The following is a 16806-nucleotide window of genomic DNA, read 5'->3' as shown; positions in this document are numbered from 1 at the left end:
ACAGCCCACCACGGTCCCTACGATCCGTCCCGCAGGCCCTGCGGCCAGGAGTCCCGGTACTCCACGTGGTCGAAGGTGACCACGCACCCCTCCCCCACCGGGGACTGCGCCATGAAGCCCACCAGCGCCGCCGCGCTGCGCTCCTCGTCGGCGAGCGTGAACAGCCGGACGAACGTCCACCGCTCGCCGTCCCGGGAGGCGTGGAAGGCGAACGCCCGGGCCGTGCGGCTGACCCGAAGCCAGACCGAACTTCCCTCCACGGTGAAGGAGTTCGCGTCATCGGAGTGGCCGCGGGTGACCACCGTGCACACGGTGGGCACGTCGGGCGAGTTCTCCAGGCACAGCTTGGCCCACTCCCGCTCACCGGTCTGGACGTACAGAGCGCCCGCGTCGAAGGAGGCGCCGAAGCCGACCGTGACCCTGGCGATCAGCTGGAAGTCGCCCTCGGGGGCGCCGAGGAGCCGGGGCGCGTCGGTGGCCGGGTCCAGTGCCTCACCGGTGGGCGGCACGAAGCGGTCCTGCCGGGCACCGGCCCAGCCGGTGAGCACCCCGTCCTCGTGGGACCAGTGGCCGTCGGGGCCGTAGGTCCTCAGCTGGAAGGGGAGTTCGGGAAGTTCTTCGTCCATGGGGAGAGTGTCCCAAGCCCGCCGGTTCCCGGCGCCCCTGGCGCGCGACCCGGGTGACCGCCGCGGCCCCGGTTCTCTACCCTGATCACTGCCTCCGCCGGTGGACGGCGGGTGGCGCGGGACGGATGACGACGGACGAGAGACGTGCCGCGACGGGCCGTGCGGCCCGTCGCGCGGAAGGGGCGTAGCCATGGAGGTCGCACTGCGCGAGGTGCGCGACAGTGATCTGCCGGTCTTCTTCCGCCAGCTCAACGACCCCGTGGCCCTGTGGATGGCTGCCTTCACCCCCGAGGACCCGGCCGACCGGACCGCCTTCGACGCGCACTGGGAGCGGCTGCGCGCCGCGCCCGGGGCCGACGCGCGCACGGTGCTGGTGGACGGCGACGTGGTGGGCACCGCGGCGGTGTACGGCGAGCCGGGTGAGCGGGAGGTCACCTACTGGGTCGACCGCACCCACTGGGGTCGGGGCGTCGCGACGGCGGCGCTGCGGGCGCTGCTGGCGGAGATCGCGGAGCGGCCCCTGTACGCCAGGGCCGCGGCCGACAACGCGGGCTCGCGGCGGGTCCTGGAGAAGTGCGGGTTCGCCCAGACGGCGCGGGCCAGGGGCTTCGCGCAGGCACGCGGGCAGGAGATCGAGGAGGTCGTCCTCGTTCTGAAGGCCTGAAGGCCCGAAGAACCGAAGGCCTGGAACCCTGAGCCTCATGCCGAAGCGCCTTAAAGTCCGATAAGAATACCGGACGGAAGGGAACTATCCCCTGATCCCGCTCGTCCTCACACGGGATGAACAAGACGATCAGACGCGCCGCCGTCTTCGCTCTGCTCCTCGTGTTCGCTCTGCTGATCAGGGCGACCTGGGTGCAGTTCTACGACGGCAAGGCGCTCGCGGACGACAAGAACAACCGGCGGAACGCCATCGCGACCTACGCGGCGCCGCTCGGGAACATCATCGTGGGCGGACACGCGGTCACCGGCTCGGCCAGGACGGCGCACGGCGACCTCGCCTACAAGCGGACCTACACGGACGGCAAGCTGTACGCGGCCGTGACGGGCTACGCCTCCCAGAGCTATGCGCCGACGCAGTTGGAGGGGATCTACGAGGACGTGCTCAACGGCACGGACACCCGGCTGAAGAGCATCATGGACACGGTCACCGGCAAGCGCGCGGACCCGGGCGACGTGGTGACGACGATCGACCCCGCCGTGCAGAAGGCCGCGTACAAGGCGCTCGGCGACAAGAAGGGCTCCGCCGTCGCGATCGACCCGAAGACCGGCCGCATCCTCGCCGCCGTGTCCACGCCGTCGTACGACCCGTCGTCGCTGACCGACGCCAACACCGCCGGGACCGCCTGGCAGCGGCTGACCACCGACCCGGACAAGCCGCTGACCAACCGCGCGCTGCGGCAGCCGCTGCCACCGGGATCGACGTTCAAGCTGGTCGTGGCCGCCGCCGCGCTGGAGGACGGGCTGTACTCCTCGGTCGACCAGGACACGCGCAGCCCGAACCCGTACATGCTGCCCGGCTCGACCCGGCCGCTGACGAACGAGAACGCGAGCGCCCCCTGCGAGAACGCGCCGATACGCGTGGCCCTGCGCTACTCGTGCAACAACGTGTTCGGCAAGATGGCCGTCGACCTCGGGCAGGACAAGGTCAGGGCGATGGCCGAGAAGTTCGGCTTCAACGACGCCAAGCAGGACGTGCCGGTGCGCGCGTACCCGAGCGTGTACCCGTCGGGCATGGACAAGGCGCAGACGGCGCTGTCGGGCATCGGCCAGTTCGACGTCACGGCGACGCCGCTGCAGATGGCCATGGTGTCGGCGGCGATAGCCAACGGCGGTGAGCTGGTCTCGCCGCACATGGTGGCGCAGGTCACCGACGGCGGCGGCGACGCGCTGGAGAAGTTCGACGAGGCCGGGTCCAAGCGGATCGTGAGCGCGTCGACGGCCCGGCAGCTGCAGTCGGCGATGGAGACGGTGGTGTCGCAGGGCACCGGCACGAACGCTCAGATACCGGGTGCGACGGTGGGCGGCAAGACGGGTACGGCCCAGCACGGCGAGAACAACAGCAAGACGCCCTACGCGTGGTTCACGTCGTACGCGAAGTCCGACACGACGGGCAAGGAGGTGGCCGTCGCGGTGATGGTCGAGCAGTCGGACGCGGCACGCTCGGAGGTCAGCGGCAACGGCCTGGCGGCACCGGTGGCCAAGGCGACGATGCGGGCCGCCCTCGGGGGCTGAGCCCGGGGCTCCCGTCCGCCGCGCGGTGCGCCGCGCCCCTGGCGGGGGCGCGGCGCACGGCGGGTCGAGCGGGCTCTCAGCTGACGAAGTACGTCGGGTTCGGGAGCTTGTAGGTGCGGTCGGCGTAGCCGCCGTCGAGGTCCGAGTACTGGTCGCCGAAGTTGGCGATGATCTCGTAGCCGAGGTCCTCGATGTGCTCACGGGTGCCGGACTTGTACTGGACGGTGGTGCAGGTCCAGGTGCCCGGGGTGGCGCAGTCGCTCAGGTAGGGCGGCGGGGTGTCCGCGTTCTTGAGGAACATGTGGTCGGCGTCGAGGTTGATGTCGGCGCCGACCTTCTTCAGGTTCTCGACCGCGGCGGAGCGCTGCGACTCCTTGAGGCCCGAGTTGTAGAAGACCTCGACACCGTGGGCCTTGGCGTAGCGCACCAGGTCCGGGGTGCCGGGGACGGCCGGGCGGTCGGCCTTGGCCACGTAGTCGGCCCACGTGGTCGAGTTGTACGTGTAGTTCGTCTTCTTCTCGTAGTCGAGGCTGAGCAGCAGCGTGTCGTCGATGTCGAAGACGACCGCGGGCTTCTCGTGGTGACGGTGCGCCTTGCGGGCCGCCCGGTCGATGTAGAGCTTGGCGGCCGACTCCATGCGCGCCAGGTCCTTGGCGTACGGGCTGGTCGGGGACGCCTGGTAGGTGCCGTTGGCGTCGAGCGCGGCGCCGTAGTAGGTGTCGATGTCCTTGACCAGGAGCCCGATGTTGTAGGGCTCGTGGGTGGAGTTCGCCGTCGACTGGCCGGCGGTGGCCGCGCCGGCGCCGTAGAGGGCGCCACCGGCGATGGCGCACGCGGCGGCGACGGCCGTGATGCGAAGTGACTTATGCATGACACGATTTCTACGCGCGTCATCGTCGGTAACGCGAGGTTCGTTGCGCGATCGATACACAATTCGGGATTAGGCGGTTCGAGGGCCCATGTGCCTCCGGACGGCGGCGTTCTGACGGTGTTCGCCCGCCCGTCGGAGCGTCGTCGGCTGGGCGTCAGACGGTCTTCGTCTGCCCGGTGCGGGCGGCTGCCGTCGGCCCGCCGAAGACCGCCGCGGCGCGTCCCACCGCCGCCTCCGGGGTGAGCGCGGGCCCGATGTGGGTGAGGAGGAGCTCCCGCGCGCCCTTGGCATAGGCGCCGGCGTCCTCGGGGGTGAGATGCACCCGCCGTTCGCCCTCGCGATGCCGGTCGGCATCGGCCTCGCAGAGGAACACATCGGCCCCGAGGGAGAGTTCCGCGAGCACGTCGCAGGGGCCGCTGTCCCCGGAGAACGCCACGATGCTCCCCTGGCAGTCGGCCCGCAGGCCGTACGCCTCGGTGTCGTGGTCGACGGCGCGCGTGACCAGGCGCAGGTTCCAGTGGCGGACCGCGTGGCCGTCGTACAGGGGCCGGAAGTCGAAGACGGAGCCGAGGAACCGCGGGTCGTGCCGTCCGAAGAAGCCCGCGAGGCGCTGCGCGCAGTCCTCGGGCGCGTACACCGGCACCGGGGCGGGCAGGGTGCGCCCGCCGAACGCGTAGGAGTAGGCGGCGGCGAGCAGGTCGGCGCTGTGGTCGGCGTGCAGATGGGAGATCCAGATGGCCGTGAGCCGGGTCGGGTCCGTGTGCCGCTGCAACTCCGCGAAAGTACCCGGCCCGGCGTCGACCCATATCTCGGCGCCCCCGCCGCGCAGCAGATAGCCGGAGCAGGGGCGGTCGGGGCCCGGGGACGGGGAGGCCGTGCCGAGGACGGTGAGGCTCAGGGGCATGGTGGGGAGCGTACGGACCCCTGCCCGGTTGCGCCCCCTGTTCCGGACTGTTCACCGCTTTCCGCGATCAGGGCGCTTTGGGCGGCGATGTGGGGAGTCGGGGCTCCCGGGGCGCTCCGGCGGACGTCCCGCCCGGCCCGCACGTGCCGCCCGTGCCGCCCGGCACACTGGTCCGGTCACGCCGGTCAGGGGCGTGGCCGCGCGATCTCAGGACCAGGAGGCCGAGGATGCCCGCTCCCCGTACCGTTCTGCTCACCGGCGCCGCCGGCCAACTCGGCTCCATGATGCGGGGGTTGCTGCCGCGCTACGGCTACGAGCTGCGGCTTCTGGACGTGCGTCCGATCGAGGGCGAGCCGGACGCCGTCGTCGCGGACCTCGCGGACCGGGAGGCGCTGCGGGAGGCCGTGCGGGGCGCCGACGCCGTCGTCCATCTCGCGGGCATCTCCGTGGAGTCCACCTTCGAGAAGATCCTCAGGGCGAACATCGAGGGGACCTACCATCTGTACGAGGCTGCGCGCGAGGAGGGCGTACGCCGGATCGTGTTCGCCTCGTCCAACCACGCGGTCGGCTACACCCCGCGCCCCCAGGGCGACGACCCGCTGATCCCGGTCGACACCCCGCGCCGCCCGGACACCTTCTACGGGCTGTCCAAGTCCTTCGGCGAGGACCTCGCCCAGTTCTACTGGGACAAGCACGGCCTGGAGACGGTCTCGGTGCGGATCGGCTCCTGCTTCCCCGAACCGAGGAGCGTGCGCAGCCTCTCCCTGTGGCTGAGCCCCGAGGACGCGGCTCGCCTCTTCCACGCCGCGTTGAGCGCCGACGGCGTCGGGCACACCGTGGTCCACGGCTCGTCGGCGAACACCCGCCTGTGGTGGGACCTGACCAGCGCCAGGGCGCTGGGCTACGAGCCGCGCGACGACTCCGAGCGGTACGCCGCCGAGCTCCTCGCCGAGCAGGGCCCGCTGCGGCCGGACGACCCCGCCCATGCCCGCCTCGGCGGCCACTTCGTCACCGACCCGCCCCTGTGGCCGTAGGGGGTTCGCCGGGAGGACCGGGGTCGGACAGGCTCCGGATCGGGTAAGGGAACGGCAAAGTGGTCCTGATCGTTGGACGGGCATGACAGCTATGACCCCTGGCTCGAACATCCCGCTCGGAGCCTCCCGTGTGACCGTCGACGTCGCCGCCCCGGTGCGGCTCGACGTGTCGGCACTGCTGCTCACCGCCGACGGCAAGGTGCGCTCCGACGACGATTTCATCTTCTACAACCAGCCCTCGGGCCCGGGCGTCACCCACCGCTCCGGCGGCGGCACGAGCCCCGACTCGATCACGGTGGACACCGTCTCCGTCCCCCCGGGCATCGAGAAGATCGTGGTCACCGCGAGCCCCGACGCCGCGGGCCAGACCTTCCAGGGCATCGAACCCACGGCCACGATCCGCGACGCGGACGACAACAGCGTGCTGGGCACGTTCACCCCTCCGCGCCTCGGCGCCGAGACGGCGCTGGTGGTCGTGGAGGTCTATCTGCGGGGCGGCGCGTGGAAGGCGCGCGCGGTGGGCCAGGGGTACGCGAACGGACTGGCGGGCATCGCCACCGACTTCGGCGTCACGGTCGAGGAACCGGCCGCCGCGGCGCCGGCGGCACCTCCGCGGCCCACCGCGCCGCCCGCCGCACCGGCGCCGTCGCTCGCCGTTCCCCCGCCGCCCCCCGCGCCCCCGGCCGCGCCGGCCGCGCCGGCCGTCCCGGCCCCCGGCGCCGGCAAGGTCAACCTCGACAAGGGACGGGTCAGCCTGCGGAAGAACGAGACGGTGTCCCTGGTCAAGAGCGGCAGTCCGCTGCTCTCCCAGGTCCGGATGGGGCTCGGCTGGGAGCCCGCCTTCCGCGGCGGCGACATCGACCTGGACGCGTCCGTGATCGCCTACGGCCCGCAGCGCGACCACGTCGACAGCTGCTACTTCGGCAAGCTGACCATCCTGAACGGCGCGGTCACGCACTCCGGCGACAACCTCACGGGCGAGGGCGGGGGCGACGACGAGGTCATCACGGTCGACCTCGGGCGCCTCCCCCAGGAGGTGACCGGCCTGGTCTTCACCGTGAACTCCTTCTCCGGGCAGAAGTTCACCGACATCGCCAAGGCGTACTGCCGCCTCGTGGACGCGGCGACCGACGAGGAGCTGGTCCGCTTCGACCTCACCCAGGCCGACCCGCAGACGGGCGTGCTGATGGCCAAGCTCGTCCGGCAGTTCTCCGGGGAGTGGGACATGACCGCCATGGGCACCTTCGTCAACGCCCGCACCGTACGCAACATGGTGAAACCGGCGGCAGAGGCGCTGTAGGCGGCCGGGGCGCCCGCGGTCTCCGGCGTCGGCGGGAGCCCCGGGCCCCCGGGTACGCGGTGGCCCGGATCAGCGGCACCCCTGCCGCTCCCGGGGGCAGGTGGCGGCCGGCGTGACGCCCGGCCGGTGGTCGTCGGCGGACATGGTCCTGCCGTCGGGCGGGAAGGTGCCGCCGGTGACGTGGACGAGACGGCGGGCACGGCGGCTCCCGGCTCGTCTCCCGCCCAGGTCCGGGTCCGTCAGGACCCGGGCGGTCCGCTCATCCGCCGTGCTGCGACCGCGCCTTGAACGCCGCCTTCCGGGCCTCCTTGGCGACCTTCTTGTCCGGATGCAGACGCCCCATCGCCTCCAGCACCTCGGGGGTGGCGGGGTGGTCCACCCGCCACGCCGCGTCGAAGAAGCCGCTGTGCTGCGCCGCCAGCCCCTCCACCAGCGCCTGGAGCTCCGTGGAGTTGCCCTCGGCCGCCAGCTGGGCGGCGACCGTGTCGATGGTCAGCCAGAAGACCATCGCCTCCGTGGGCACCGGCACATCGGCCGCGCCGTGCTCGGTGAGCCAGACCCGCGCGAGACCGCCGAGTTCGGCGTCGTCCAGCACCTCGCGCAGTGCCGGTTCCGCCTCCGCCCCGATCAGGGACAGCGCCTGCTGGCAGTGCAGCCGGCGCAGCGGCGCGGCGGCGTCCGAGCCGCGCGCCGCGCCGAGCAGCTCCCGTGCCGCGGCGAGCGGCGCGCGCCGGGCGAGCCACTGCTCCGTCTCGGCCTGGGCCGCGGCGGGCGGGAACGCTGACGTGCCGTGGAGCAGCACATCGGCTCCCTTGTCGGCGAGTTCACCGATCAGCGGTGCGACCATCCCCGCGTCCATCAGCACCGAGCGCACCCCGTACAGGCCCAGAGGGGTCAGCCGCACCATGCCGTAGCGGCCGATGTCCGTGTCGTCCTCGGGCGGCAGGGGCTCCTCGTCGGCGTCGGCCATCAGCGCCTCGTCGACGGGCCGGAACTCGACCAGCCCGATCGGTTCGAGGATCCGGAACTGGTCGTCGAGCCGCATCATCGCGTCCGACACCATCTCCAGCAGGTCGTCGCTGGGTTCGACCACGTCATCGGGCACGATCATCGACGCGGCCAGCACGGGCAGCGGCACCGCCTCGTCGCTGGGGCCCACCGCGCCCACCGTCAGCAGGTAGAGGCCGGCGAGCGCCCCGTCGAGGAACTCGGCCTCCGCGTCCAGGTCCCAGTCGAGCGAGGAGAGGTCGACCTCGCCGTTCTCGTCCACGGCGCCGGCGACGTCCTCCAGGTCGGGCACGCTCGCGTCGGCGAGCACGGTGCCCAGCGCCGTGAGCCAGATCGCCAGGACGTCGGCGGGGCTCCCCGAGGTGAGCAGCGCGAGGTCGGCGCCCGGGGCGACGGTCCCCTCCTCCTCGTCGGTGACCTCGACGAGCCCGGCGTCCACGGCCAGGCCCCAGGCCTCGCTCGCGTAGGCGCCGGCGTCCTCACCGCTCAGGCCGAGAACCTCCGCGGCGGCGGGCAGTTGCTCCTCGACCAGCTCACCCCCGGCATCCACCCGCGTGTCCGGCCCCGCCCAGCGAGCGAGCCGTGCGGCACGCGAGAGCAGAGGTGTGGCGAGCGCGTCCCGCGCGAGCTCCGCTTCGGGGCGCAGCCGGACCGGCGGCAGGGGGGAGCTGTCTGACATCGACCGGGTCTCCTTGAGGCGTACGGAGCGATCCAGGGAGCGCCCCGGATCACGGGATCAGCCTAGACGGATTTCCACCCATGCCGCCCGGTTCACGTCCCCGCCGTCCCCGGTACATGGCCAGAACCTTGACAACTACCCCACTCACACAGGACATTGACGCGCGTAGAAATCGGCGGACACTTGTTCACCCAGGGTCACCGGCGTCACGTCGGGGTTGGCCGGGGTCCGGTTGAGTTCCCGCCGTCCACTTCTGCGCAGGCCGCGACGGCACCGCCGGTCGCGGCGCAGTGGCGCCACGCAAAACCCTCGTCCCGGCGCCCCCGTATGTCCCTGGAGGAATCCTCTTGCCGAGCAAGTCATCCACGCGTCTCGCGGCACTGACCGTCGCCGCCGTTTGCTCCACGGTGACCGGGGTGGTGCTGACCACACCCGCCCACGCGGACACCGTGCGCATCCACGATATCCAGGGCACCACCCGCATATCCCCGCTCGCGGGCCAGAAGGTCTCGGACGTGACCGGAATCGTCACCGGCGTACGGACCTACGGCTCGTCCAAGGGCTTCTGGATGCAGGACCCCACCCCGGACGACAACCCGGCCACCAGTGAGGGCGTGTTCGTCTTCACCAGCTCCACCCCGAAGGTCGCCGTCGGCGACGCGGTGAGCGTCACCGGCACCGTCTCGGAGTACGTCCCGGGCGGCACGACCTCCGGCAACCAGTCGGTGACCGAGATCGGCAAGCCGACGGTGACGGTGGTCTCCAGCGGCAACGCCGTGCCCGCGCCGGTCGTCGTCAACGCCCGTTCGGTGCCGTCGCGTTACGCCCCCTCGGGTGACACGGCGGCGAGCGGCTCGATCAACGCCCTCGCACTGGACCCGAAGAAGTACGCCCTGGACTACTACGAGTCCCTGGAGGGCATGAACGTCCAGGTCTCCGACGTCCGCGTGATCACCGCCACCGACCCCTACAGCGAGCTGTGGGTCACGGTGAAGCCGCACGAGCACGACACCCGCCGCGGCGGCAGCCTCTACGGGTCCTACGCGTCGCAGAACACCGGCCGGCTCCAGATCCAGTCGCTCGGCGCGACCGCCGACTTCCCGGCGGCCGACGTCGGCGACACGCTCACCGGCACCACCACCGGCCCGATGGACTTCAACCAGTTCGGCGGCTACACGCTCGTCGCGGGCCAGATGGGCACGCTCAAGAGCGGCGGCCTGAAGCGGGAGACCACGCGCAAGCAGTCGCGCGGCGAGCTGGCCGTGGCGACGTACAACGTGGAGAACCTGGACCCGGGCGACGCGACGTTCGACGCGCACGCCGCCGCGATCGTGCACAACCTGCAGTCGCCCGACATCGTGTCCCTGGAGGAGATCCAGGACAACAACGGTGCCAAGGACGACGGCACGGTCGACGCGAGCCAGACGGTGAACAAGCTGATCGACGCGATCGTCGCGGCGGGCGGCCCGAAGTACCAGTGGCGCTCCATCGACCCGGTCAACGACCAGGACGGCGGCGAGCCGGGCGGCAACATCCGCCAGGTCTTCCTCTTCAACCCGGAGCGCGTCTCCTTCACCGACCGCGCGGGCGGCGACTCCACCACCGCCGTGGGCGTCACCAAGGTGCACGGCAAGGCGCAGCTGACGGCCTCCCCCGGCCGGATCGACCCCGCCAGCGACGCCTGGAAGTCCAGCCGCAAGCCGCTCGCCGGCGAGTTCGTCTTCCGCGGCAAGACGGTCTTCGTGATCGCCAACCACCTCAACTCCAAGGGCGGCGACCAGGGTCTGACGGCCCAGTACCAGCCGCCGGTGCGCAGCTCGGAGACCCAGCGCCACCTTCAGGCGACCGAGGTGCACACCTTCGTGAAGAGCATCCTCGACACCCAGAAGAACGCGGACGTCATCGCGCTCGGCGACATGAACGACTTCCAGTTCTCCGACACCGCGAAGATCCTCGAGGGTGACGGCGAGCTGTGGTCGGCGATCAAGTCGCTGCCGAAGAGCGAGCGGTACACGTACGACTACCAGGGCAACAGCCAGGTGCTCGACCAGATCCTGGTCAGCCCGTCGATCCGTCGCGACTGCGGTCTCGACTACGACAGCGTGCACATCAACTCGGAGTTCCACGACCAGATCAGCGACCACGACCCGCAGGTGCTGCGGTTCCACCCGTAGTCGCCGGTAGCGGTCGACCCCGCGGTGCCGACGAGCCCGGTCCCCTCCGTCCGGTGGGGCCGGGCTCGTCCCGTGCGCGCGTCCGTCCGCCGGGTCAGGCGAACGTCTCGTCCAGCCAGGCCCGCCAGGCGGTTTCGTTCGCCGCCGCGTCCGCGCCCGGCGCGAAGTCGTGGATGCTGATCCCGACGGGCGCGCCCCAGTGGTTGCGGCCGAAGAAGCGGATGAGGGCGTCGTCGGTGCGCAGCCCGACGAAGTAGGGGTCACGGTAGTCGACCACGGCCTGGAAGAGGCGGTTCCCGGGCCCGCGCAGCTCGACGGTCGCGCCCTGACGGGCCTTGTCCTCAAGGCGCAGTGAGTGGGCCACCGTGGTCAGGGCGTCCGGTGCCGTGGACGTCTCGGGGCCGTTCAGGGTCGCGAAGGCGAGGGGGCGGGGCGCGAAGTGGGTCAGGTACTCGCGCAGGGTGTGCAGATAGAAGCCGGTGTGCCTGTCGGCGCCGTCGTACTGGTTGTCCCAGTCGTCGACGAAGATCCCGCTGTGCACGTAGCGGACCCGGGCGTGACGGCCGCCCTCGCGCGGTTCGATGGTGTAGTCGAGCTGGTTGAGGGTCTGCTCGGCGATGCCGTCGACGTCGGCGACGCGGTTGGTGTAGCGGTGGGGCGGATCCCAGGCGGTGACCGTCGACCCGAAGGGGCCCCGGCCGCCCTCGCGCGGCTCGGGCGCCTCCATCGGCCACAGCCAGCCGCCCGTGCCGGTGGTGACGGCCTGCCACACCTCCTCGGGCGAGGCCTCGACGTCGAACTCACGGGCGATCTCGAACGGCTTTCCCTCGGGCATGGCGGCTCCTGCGTCGACGCGTGATGTCAGTCGGTGATGTCCGGGGCGGCCTCGGGCCGCACCGCGGGGTGGACGGCCAGGACGATCCGGTGGTCGCGGCCGGACGCGGCGTCCGGGGCGTCGTACTTGCGGATGAGGGCGCCGACCCCCGCCGTCAGTTCCTGGACGAACGCGGCGCGGTCGGCGGCGGAGGCGAAGCGCACCTCGCCGTCGAGGGCGAAGGTCGCGAGTCGCTTGCGGGCCCTGGCCGCGCCGGTGATCAGCGAGCCGATGTCCCGGACCAGCCGGGCGCCGAGCGCCAGCAGCCAGCGCGCGGAGAGCTGGTCGCGGAAGCGGTCCGGGTCGGGCTGCACGGCGGCCAGAGCGAGCGGGCTGATCACGTACGACGCCGCGGTGGCCCGCATCAGGCGCTCGGTGACATTGCCCTTGCGGCGTTCGCCCGCCAGCTCCACCAGGCCGTGCCGTTCGAGGGCCTTCAGGTGGTAGTTCACCTTCTGCCGGGGCAGGTCGACCTTGCCGGCCAGCATGGTCGCCGACGCGGGGCCCGCCGCCAGCTCGGCGAGCAGCCGGGCGCGTATGGGGTCCAGCGAGACGGCCGCGGCCTCGGGGTCCTCGATCACGGTGACGTCCAACATGGCTTCAGACTCTCACCGGAAACTTTTGTTGTCCAAGAGTCGGGGCCGTGCGGGGCCCGCGCGTCGCCAGGTAAGCACATCTGAACAGTACCGAGCAGAAGAACTAAGTGGACCTTCACCATCGCCGGGCCGAGACTCCTCCCATGCCCCTCTCACACGCTCCGGCCCCCTTCGGTCGCGCCCTGTGCGCGATGGTCACGCCCTTCACCGCCGAGGGCGCCCTCGATCTCGACGGGGCGCGGCGGCTGGCCGAGCGGCTGGTGGACCGCGGCTGTGACGGCCTGGTGCTGTCCGGCACCACGGGCGAGTCGCCGACCACGAGCGACACCGAGAAGGCCGCCCTGGTGCGGGCGGTGCGGGAGGCGGTCGGCACCCGGGCGGCGATCGTGGCCGGAGTGGGCACCTCGGACACCGCGCACAGCGCGGAACTGGCACGGGAGGCCGAGAGGGCGGGCGCCGACGGCCTGCTGGTGGTGACGCCCTACTACAGCCGGCCCCCGCAGGACGCGGTCCGTGCCCACTTCACCGAGATCGCCGACGCCTCGGGCCTGCCGCTCATGCTGTACGACATCCCGGGCCGCACCGGGACCCGGATCGAGCCGGAGACCATGATCCGGCTCGCGGCGCACCCCCGGATCGTGGCGGTCAAGGACTGCGCGTACGACCTGCTGGGCACCCAGAAGGTGCTGGCCCGCACGGACCTGGCGTACTACACGGGCTGCGACGAGCAGGTGCTCGCGTGGTACGCGATCGGAGGCGCGGGCTGTGTCAGCACCGTCGCGAACGTGGTGCCGGAGCGGATCCGGTCGATCCTGGACGCGTTCGACGCGGGCGCGACGGCACAGGCGGCCCGCCTCCAGCTGGCCGCGATGCCGCTGATCGAGGCGATGATGGCGGCGGACCTGCCCGGCACGGTCACGGCGAAGGCGCTGCTGAACGCCCTGAGCCTGCCGGCCGGACCGGTGCGCCCACCGCTGCGAGCGGCGGGCCGGGAGAACGCGGAGGAGCTGCTGAGGATCTACGAACACCTCGTGTCCGCCGCGGAGTTCAGCCGTCGGCCCGGCGTCGGGACCCGGACTGCCGTACGTTGACGGGGTGAGCCGACCCCTGCTCTTCCTCGACGTCGACGGCCCCCTCAACCCCTACGCCGCCCAGCCCGAGCGCCGTCCCGACGGGTACACGACGATCCGGGTGCCGCAGCCCGGCCGTGTCCTGCGCGTCTGGCTGCACCCCGGCCACGGTGAGGCGCTGCTGGCCCTGGGCTACGAGCTGTGCTGGGCGACGACGTGGATGCGGGAGGCGAACCGCTGGATCGCCCCCGTCATCGGGCTCCCCGACCTCCCGTACGTCGACTTCGGCGGCGACCTGTTCGCGCAGCGTCCCGACGGGGTGCACTGGAAGACCGAGGCGATCCTGGCGTACGCGGCCGACCGCCCCTTCGCGTGGGTGGACGACGAGCAGAGCACGGCGGACGAGTCGTACGTCACCGCCCGCCACCCCGGGCCTGCCCTGCTGTACCACGTCGATCCGCGGGTGGGCCTGCGCCGGACCGACTTCGCGGTGCTGGCCAGGTTCGCGGAGTCGGTCTCGGACCGGTGACGCGCGAGCGCCCTCCCGGTCCGCCGAGGAGGCGGTGGAAGGGCGCTCGGAGTCGCGGAACGACCGGACCGGCTCGGCCGCGGGTCAGTTGTGGCTGTGCAGAACCTCGTTCAGGCCGCCCCAGACCGCGTTGTTGGGGCGGGCCTCGACCGCGCCGGTGACCGAGTTGCGGCGGAAGAGGATGTGGGAGGCGCCGGAGAGTTCGCGGGCCTTGACGATCTGCCCGTCGGGCATGGTGACCCGGGTGCCCGCGGTGACGTACAGGCCCGCCTCGACCACGCACTCGTCGCCGAGCGCGATGCCCACGCCCGCCTCGGCACCGACCAGGCAGCGCTCGCCGATGGTGATGCGGACGTTGCCGCCGCCGGAGAGCGTGCCCATCGTGGAGGCGCCGCCGCCGATGTCCGAGCCGTCGCCCACGACGACGCCGGCGGAGATCCGGCCCTCGACCATGGAGGTGCCGAGGGTGCCGGCGTTGAAGTTCACGAAGCCCTCGTGCATGACCGTGGTGCCCTCGGCGAGGTGCGCGCCCAGGCGCACCCGGTCGGCGTCGGCGATGCGGACGCCCTTGGGGGCGACGTAGTCCGTCATGCGCGGGAACTTGTCGACGGAGGTCACCTGGAGGTGCAGGCCCTCGGCGCGGGCGTTCAGGCGCACCTTCTCGATGTCCTCGACGGCGACCGGGCCGAGCGAGGTCCAGGCCACGTTGGCGAGGAAGCCGAAGATGCCGTCCAGGCTCTGGCCGTGCGGCTTCACCAGGCGGTGCGAGAGCAGGTGCAGGCGCAGATAGGTGTCGTGCGCGTCGATCGGCTTGTCGTCCAGGGAGGCGATGACCGTGCGGACCGCGACCACCTCGACGCCCCGGCGGGCGTCCGGGCCGATCGCCCGGGCGGCGCCCTCACCGAGCAGTTCCACGGCGCGCTCGGCGGACAGCCGCTCGGTGCCGGACGGGCCGGGCGCCCCCGACAGCTCGGGCGCGGGGAACCAGGTGTCGAGAACGGTGCCGTCGGCGGCGAGCGTGGCGAGCCCGGCGGCCACGGCACCGGTGGTACGGGGAGCAGTCGTGTCGGTCATAGGGGAAACCTAACGTGACGGGCCCTGCCCGGGCGAACCGGCACCGGCCCGTCCCCGGTTCAGGACGGGTGCCGGTCGGGGATCACCCGGGCCAGCGCCTCGCGCGCGAAGTCCTCGTCGTAGGTGCCGCCGCCGAGGAGCACCTGGAGGCAGATCCCGTCCATCAGGGCGAGGAGGGTGCGCGCGGTCACCGGGTCGGTGCGGCCGGACAGGAGGTGCGCGGTCTCCTCCGTCCACTCGGCGGCCACCGGCCGCAGGGCGGGGCGGCGCAGGGCCGCGAGGTACAGCTCGTACTCCAGCTCCACGCCCGTCCGGTCGCCGCCCAGCCAGGCGCCGAGCGCGCGGGCCAGGTCCGCGGCCAGGTCGCCGTCCGCGCGGAGCAGCAGACCGCTGCCCGCGAGGACCTTGCCGAAGCCCTCGTTCGTCCGGCGCAGGGCGGCGACCATCAGGTCGTCGAGCGTGGCGAAGTGATACGTCGTCGAGCCGAGCGGCACGTCCGCCTCGGCGGCCACGGAGCGATGGCTCAGTCCGGCGATGCCCTTGGCCCCGACGACCCGGATCGCCGCGTCGATGATCCGCTGCCGCCGCTCGGGGTCGTGTCTGCGGGGCATCAGTGGGCGCCGCCCAGGCTGAGCACCACCACTCCGCCGACTATCAGCACGATGCCGGCGATCTTCATCAGGCCCAGTCCCTCCCCGAACAGCGCGAGTCCGACGGCGGCGACGGCCGCGGTGCCCACCCCGGACCAGATCGCGTACGCCGTGCCGACCGACAGCGTCTTCAGGGCCTGTGCGAGCAGCGCGAAGGACACCACGTATCCGAGGACGGTCACCAGCGAGGGGCCGAACCTGCTGAAACCCTCGCTGTACTTCAGGGAGGTCGTGGCGAGGACCTCGGCCGCGATGGCCCCGGAGAGGAACGCGTATCCCATGTGTACGAGTGTACGCATCGATGTGTACGTGCGTACACATCAGCGGCGTGAAGGCGTGAAAAAGGGCGGCACCCGAGGGGTACCGCCCTTCTCCCAGCCGCTCAGACGTTGAAGCCGAGCGCTCGAAGCTGCTCGCGCCCGTCGTCAGTGATCTTGTCGGGGCCCCACGGCGGCATCCAGACCCAGTTGATCCGCAACTCGTTGACCAGCCCGTCCGTGGCGGACTTGGCCTGGTCCTCGATGACGTCCGTCAGCGGACAGGCCGCGGAGGTCAGGGTCATGTCGATGGTGGCGATGTTCGCGTCGTCGACATGGATGCCGTAGATGAGGCCGAGGTTGACCACGTCGATGCCCAGTTCGGGGTCGACCACGTCCATCAGGGCCTCGCGGAGTTCCTCCTCGGAGGCCGGCTTCATCTCCACGGTCTCGCTCATGCCGTCTTCCTTTCGGCTCCGGCCTCAAGAGCCTGGGCCGTCGCGTCCTTCCACGCCATCCAGCTCAGGAGGGCGCACTTCACCCGCGCCGGGTACTTGGACACACCGGCGAACGCGACCGCGTCCTCCAGGATGTCCTCCATCGCGTCGTCGGGCTCGATCCGGCCCTTGGACTGCATCAGCTCCAGAAAGGTCTCCTGGACCTTCTGCGCGTCCGACAGGTCCTTGCCGACCAGGAGCTCGTTCAGCACGGAGGCCGACGCCTGGCTGATGGAGCAGCCCTGGCCCTCGTACGAGACGTCCTTGATCGTCGTGCCGTCGTACTTCACTCGCAGCGTGATCTCGTCGCCGCAGGTCGGATTGACGTGGTGCACCTCGGCGTCGCCATCCCTCAGACCACGCCCGTGCGGGTTCTTGTAGTGGTCCAGGATGACTTCCTGGTACATCGAATCCAGCTTCATGCGATC

The 16806-nt window shown here is 71.7% G+C and carries 18 protein-coding genes; 7 read left to right on the top strand and 11 right to left on the bottom strand.

Annotated elements, in window-relative coordinates:
• Window positions 1-17 precede the first annotated feature (17 nt).
• Window positions 18-626: a DUF1349 domain-containing protein gene (locus AB0C59_RS26945; RefSeq protein ID WP_363008958.1), complete on the bottom strand. Its 609-nt coding sequence runs from the start codon at window positions 624-626 to the stop codon at window positions 18-20.
• Between the two features lie 190 nt (window positions 627-816).
• Between AB0C59_RS26945 and AB0C59_RS26940 the strand changes: the two genes are divergently transcribed.
• Together AB0C59_RS26940 and AB0C59_RS26935 are read left to right on the top strand one after the other, a co-directional pair.
• Window positions 817-1290 (top strand): GNAT family N-acetyltransferase, encoded by a 474-nt coding sequence (locus tag AB0C59_RS26940; RefSeq protein ID WP_363008956.1) that lies wholly within the window; start codon window positions 817-819, stop codon window positions 1288-1290.
• Between the two features lie 116 nt (window positions 1291-1406).
• Entirely contained in the window at window positions 1407-2861 is a 1455-nt protein-coding gene (locus tag AB0C59_RS26935; RefSeq protein ID WP_363008954.1) for a penicillin-binding transpeptidase domain-containing protein, read from the top strand.
• Between the two features lie 76 nt (window positions 2862-2937).
• On the opposite strand, the gene AB0C59_RS26930 is transcribed toward AB0C59_RS26935, so the two are convergent.
• Window positions 2938-3732, bottom strand: a complete 795-nt coding sequence (locus AB0C59_RS26930; RefSeq protein ID WP_363008952.1) for an HAD family acid phosphatase — start codon at window positions 3730-3732, stop codon at window positions 2938-2940.
• Window positions 3733-3886: 154 nt separating this feature from the next.
• Window positions 3887-4636, bottom strand: a complete 750-nt coding sequence (locus AB0C59_RS26925; RefSeq protein ID WP_363008950.1) for an MBL fold metallo-hydrolase — start codon at window positions 4634-4636, stop codon at window positions 3887-3889.
• A gap of 227 nt (window positions 4637-4863) precedes the next feature.
• Here AB0C59_RS26925 and AB0C59_RS26920 point away from each other — a divergent pair, with 227 nt between their 5' ends.
• Window positions 4864-5670, top strand: coding sequence for an NAD(P)-dependent oxidoreductase (locus AB0C59_RS26920; RefSeq protein ID WP_363008948.1), 807 nt, complete (start codon window positions 4864-4866; stop codon window positions 5668-5670).
• Window positions 5671-5761: 91 nt separating this feature from the next.
• The gene (locus tag AB0C59_RS26915; protein ID WP_363009104.1) at window positions 5762-6970 is read left to right on the top strand and encodes a TerD family protein; all 1209 of its coding nucleotides are present in this window, start codon (window positions 5762-5764) and stop codon (window positions 6968-6970) included.
• A gap of 259 nt (window positions 6971-7229) precedes the next feature.
• Here the strand turns inward: AB0C59_RS26915 and AB0C59_RS26910 are convergent, their stop codons facing one another.
• On the bottom strand, window positions 7230-8657 hold the full coding sequence (locus AB0C59_RS26910; protein WP_363008946.1) for a hypothetical protein: 1428 nt from the start codon (window positions 8655-8657) through the stop codon (window positions 7230-7232).
• A gap of 347 nt (window positions 8658-9004) precedes the next feature.
• Here AB0C59_RS26910 and AB0C59_RS26905 point away from each other — a divergent pair, with 347 nt between their 5' ends.
• Window positions 9005-10831 (top strand): endonuclease/exonuclease/phosphatase family protein, encoded by a 1827-nt coding sequence (locus tag AB0C59_RS26905; protein WP_363008944.1) that lies wholly within the window; start codon window positions 9005-9007, stop codon window positions 10829-10831.
• A 94-nt stretch (window positions 10832-10925) separates the two neighbouring features.
• On the opposite strand, the gene AB0C59_RS26900 is transcribed toward AB0C59_RS26905, so the two are convergent.
• Complete coding sequence (locus AB0C59_RS26900; protein WP_363008942.1) at window positions 10926-11666, bottom strand: SRPBCC domain-containing protein; 741 nt, start codon at window positions 11664-11666, stop codon at window positions 10926-10928.
• A gap of 26 nt (window positions 11667-11692) precedes the next feature.
• Entirely contained in the window at window positions 11693-12301 is a 609-nt protein-coding gene (locus AB0C59_RS26895) for a helix-turn-helix domain-containing protein (RefSeq protein ID WP_363008940.1), read from the bottom strand.
• Between the two features lie 143 nt (window positions 12302-12444).
• Between AB0C59_RS26895 and dapA the strand changes: the two genes are divergently transcribed.
• Window positions 12445-13392 carry a 4-hydroxy-tetrahydrodipicolinate synthase gene (dapA, locus tag AB0C59_RS26890; RefSeq protein ID WP_363008938.1) on the top strand — a complete coding sequence of 316 codons (948 nt, stop codon included), beginning with the start codon at window positions 12445-12447 and terminating at the stop codon, window positions 13390-13392.
• A 4-nt stretch (window positions 13393-13396) separates the two neighbouring features.
• Window positions 13397-13900, top strand: a complete 504-nt coding sequence (locus AB0C59_RS26885; RefSeq protein WP_363008936.1) for an HAD domain-containing protein — start codon at window positions 13397-13399, stop codon at window positions 13898-13900.
• 84 nt (window positions 13901-13984) lie between these two features.
• Here the strand turns inward: AB0C59_RS26885 and dapD are convergent, their stop codons facing one another.
• From dapD to sufU, 5 genes are all read right to left on the bottom strand, one after another.
• Window positions 13985-14974, bottom strand: coding sequence for a 2,3,4,5-tetrahydropyridine-2,6-dicarboxylate N-succinyltransferase (gene dapD, locus AB0C59_RS26880; RefSeq protein WP_363008934.1), 990 nt, complete (start codon window positions 14972-14974; stop codon window positions 13985-13987).
• A gap of 59 nt (window positions 14975-15033) precedes the next feature.
• Window positions 15034-15585 carry a TetR family transcriptional regulator gene (locus AB0C59_RS26875; RefSeq protein WP_363008932.1) on the bottom strand — a complete coding sequence of 184 codons (552 nt, stop codon included), beginning with the start codon at window positions 15583-15585 and terminating at the stop codon, window positions 15034-15036.
• A complete protein-coding gene (locus tag AB0C59_RS26870; protein WP_363008930.1) occupies window positions 15585-15905 on the bottom strand; it encodes a multidrug efflux SMR transporter in 321 nt (106 codons plus the stop codon). The genes AB0C59_RS26875 and AB0C59_RS26870 overlap by 1 nt, the downstream gene beginning before the upstream one ends.
• Window positions 15906-16006: 101 nt before the next feature.
• The gene (locus AB0C59_RS26865; protein WP_161168733.1) at window positions 16007-16339 is read right to left on the bottom strand and encodes a metal-sulfur cluster assembly factor; all 333 of its coding nucleotides are present in this window, start codon (window positions 16337-16339) and stop codon (window positions 16007-16009) included.
• A complete protein-coding gene (gene sufU / locus AB0C59_RS26860; protein WP_363008927.1) occupies window positions 16336-16800 on the bottom strand; it encodes a Fe-S cluster assembly sulfur transfer protein SufU in 465 nt (154 codons plus the stop codon). Before sufU ends, AB0C59_RS26865 begins: the two co-directional genes overlap by 4 nt.
• Window positions 16801-16806 lie beyond the last annotated feature (6 nt).

Origin of the sequence: Streptomyces sp. NPDC048664, from assembly GCF_040650555.1 — a bacterium.
Lineage (GTDB): Bacteria > Actinomycetota > Actinomycetes > Streptomycetales > Streptomycetaceae > Streptomyces.
This window is presented reverse-complemented; position numbering and strand designations above follow the sequence as displayed.

Bases quoted from the DNA above. Each gene is read 5' to 3' on its own strand.
- dapD (WP_363008934.1), bottom strand. From the start codon at position 14,974: ATGACCGACACGACTGCTCCCCGTACCACCGGTGCCGTGGCCGCCGGG.
- sufU (WP_363008927.1), bottom strand. From the start codon at position 16,800: ATGAAGCTGGATTCGATGTACCAGGAAGTCATCCTGGACCACTACAAG.
- AB0C59_RS26900 (WP_363008942.1), bottom strand. From the start codon at position 11,666: ATGCCCGAGGGAAAGCCGTTCGAGATCGCCCGTGAGTTCGACGTCGAG.
- AB0C59_RS26875 (WP_363008932.1), bottom strand. From the start codon at position 15,585: ATGCCCCGCAGACACGACCCCGAGCGGCGGCAGCGGATCATCGACGCG.
- AB0C59_RS26895 (WP_363008940.1), bottom strand. From the start codon at position 12,301: ATGTTGGACGTCACCGTGATCGAGGACCCCGAGGCCGCGGCCGTCTCG.
- AB0C59_RS26925 (WP_363008950.1), bottom strand. From the start codon at position 4,636: ATGCCCCTGAGCCTCACCGTCCTCGGCACGGCCTCCCCGTCCCCGGGC.
- AB0C59_RS26910 (WP_363008946.1), bottom strand. From the start codon at position 8,657: ATGTCAGACAGCTCCCCCCTGCCGCCGGTCCGGCTGCGCCCCGAAGCG.
- AB0C59_RS26935 (WP_363008954.1), top strand. From the start codon at position 1,407: ATGAACAAGACGATCAGACGCGCCGCCGTCTTCGCTCTGCTCCTCGTG.
- AB0C59_RS26915 (WP_363009104.1), top strand. From the start codon at position 5,762: ATGACCCCTGGCTCGAACATCCCGCTCGGAGCCTCCCGTGTGACCGTC.
- AB0C59_RS26940 (WP_363008956.1), top strand. From the start codon at position 817: ATGGAGGTCGCACTGCGCGAGGTGCGCGACAGTGATCTGCCGGTCTTC.
- AB0C59_RS26865 (WP_161168733.1), bottom strand. From the start codon at position 16,339: ATGAGCGAGACCGTGGAGATGAAGCCGGCCTCCGAGGAGGAACTCCGC.
- AB0C59_RS26870 (WP_363008930.1), bottom strand. From the start codon at position 15,905: ATGGGATACGCGTTCCTCTCCGGGGCCATCGCGGCCGAGGTCCTCGCC.
- AB0C59_RS26920 (WP_363008948.1), top strand. From the start codon at position 4,864: ATGCCCGCTCCCCGTACCGTTCTGCTCACCGGCGCCGCCGGCCAACTC.
- dapA (WP_363008938.1), top strand. From the start codon at position 12,445: ATGCCCCTCTCACACGCTCCGGCCCCCTTCGGTCGCGCCCTGTGCGCG.
- AB0C59_RS26930 (WP_363008952.1), bottom strand. From the start codon at position 3,732: ATGCATAAGTCACTTCGCATCACGGCCGTCGCCGCCGCGTGCGCCATC.
- AB0C59_RS26945 (WP_363008958.1), bottom strand. From the start codon at position 626: ATGGACGAAGAACTTCCCGAACTCCCCTTCCAGCTGAGGACCTACGGC.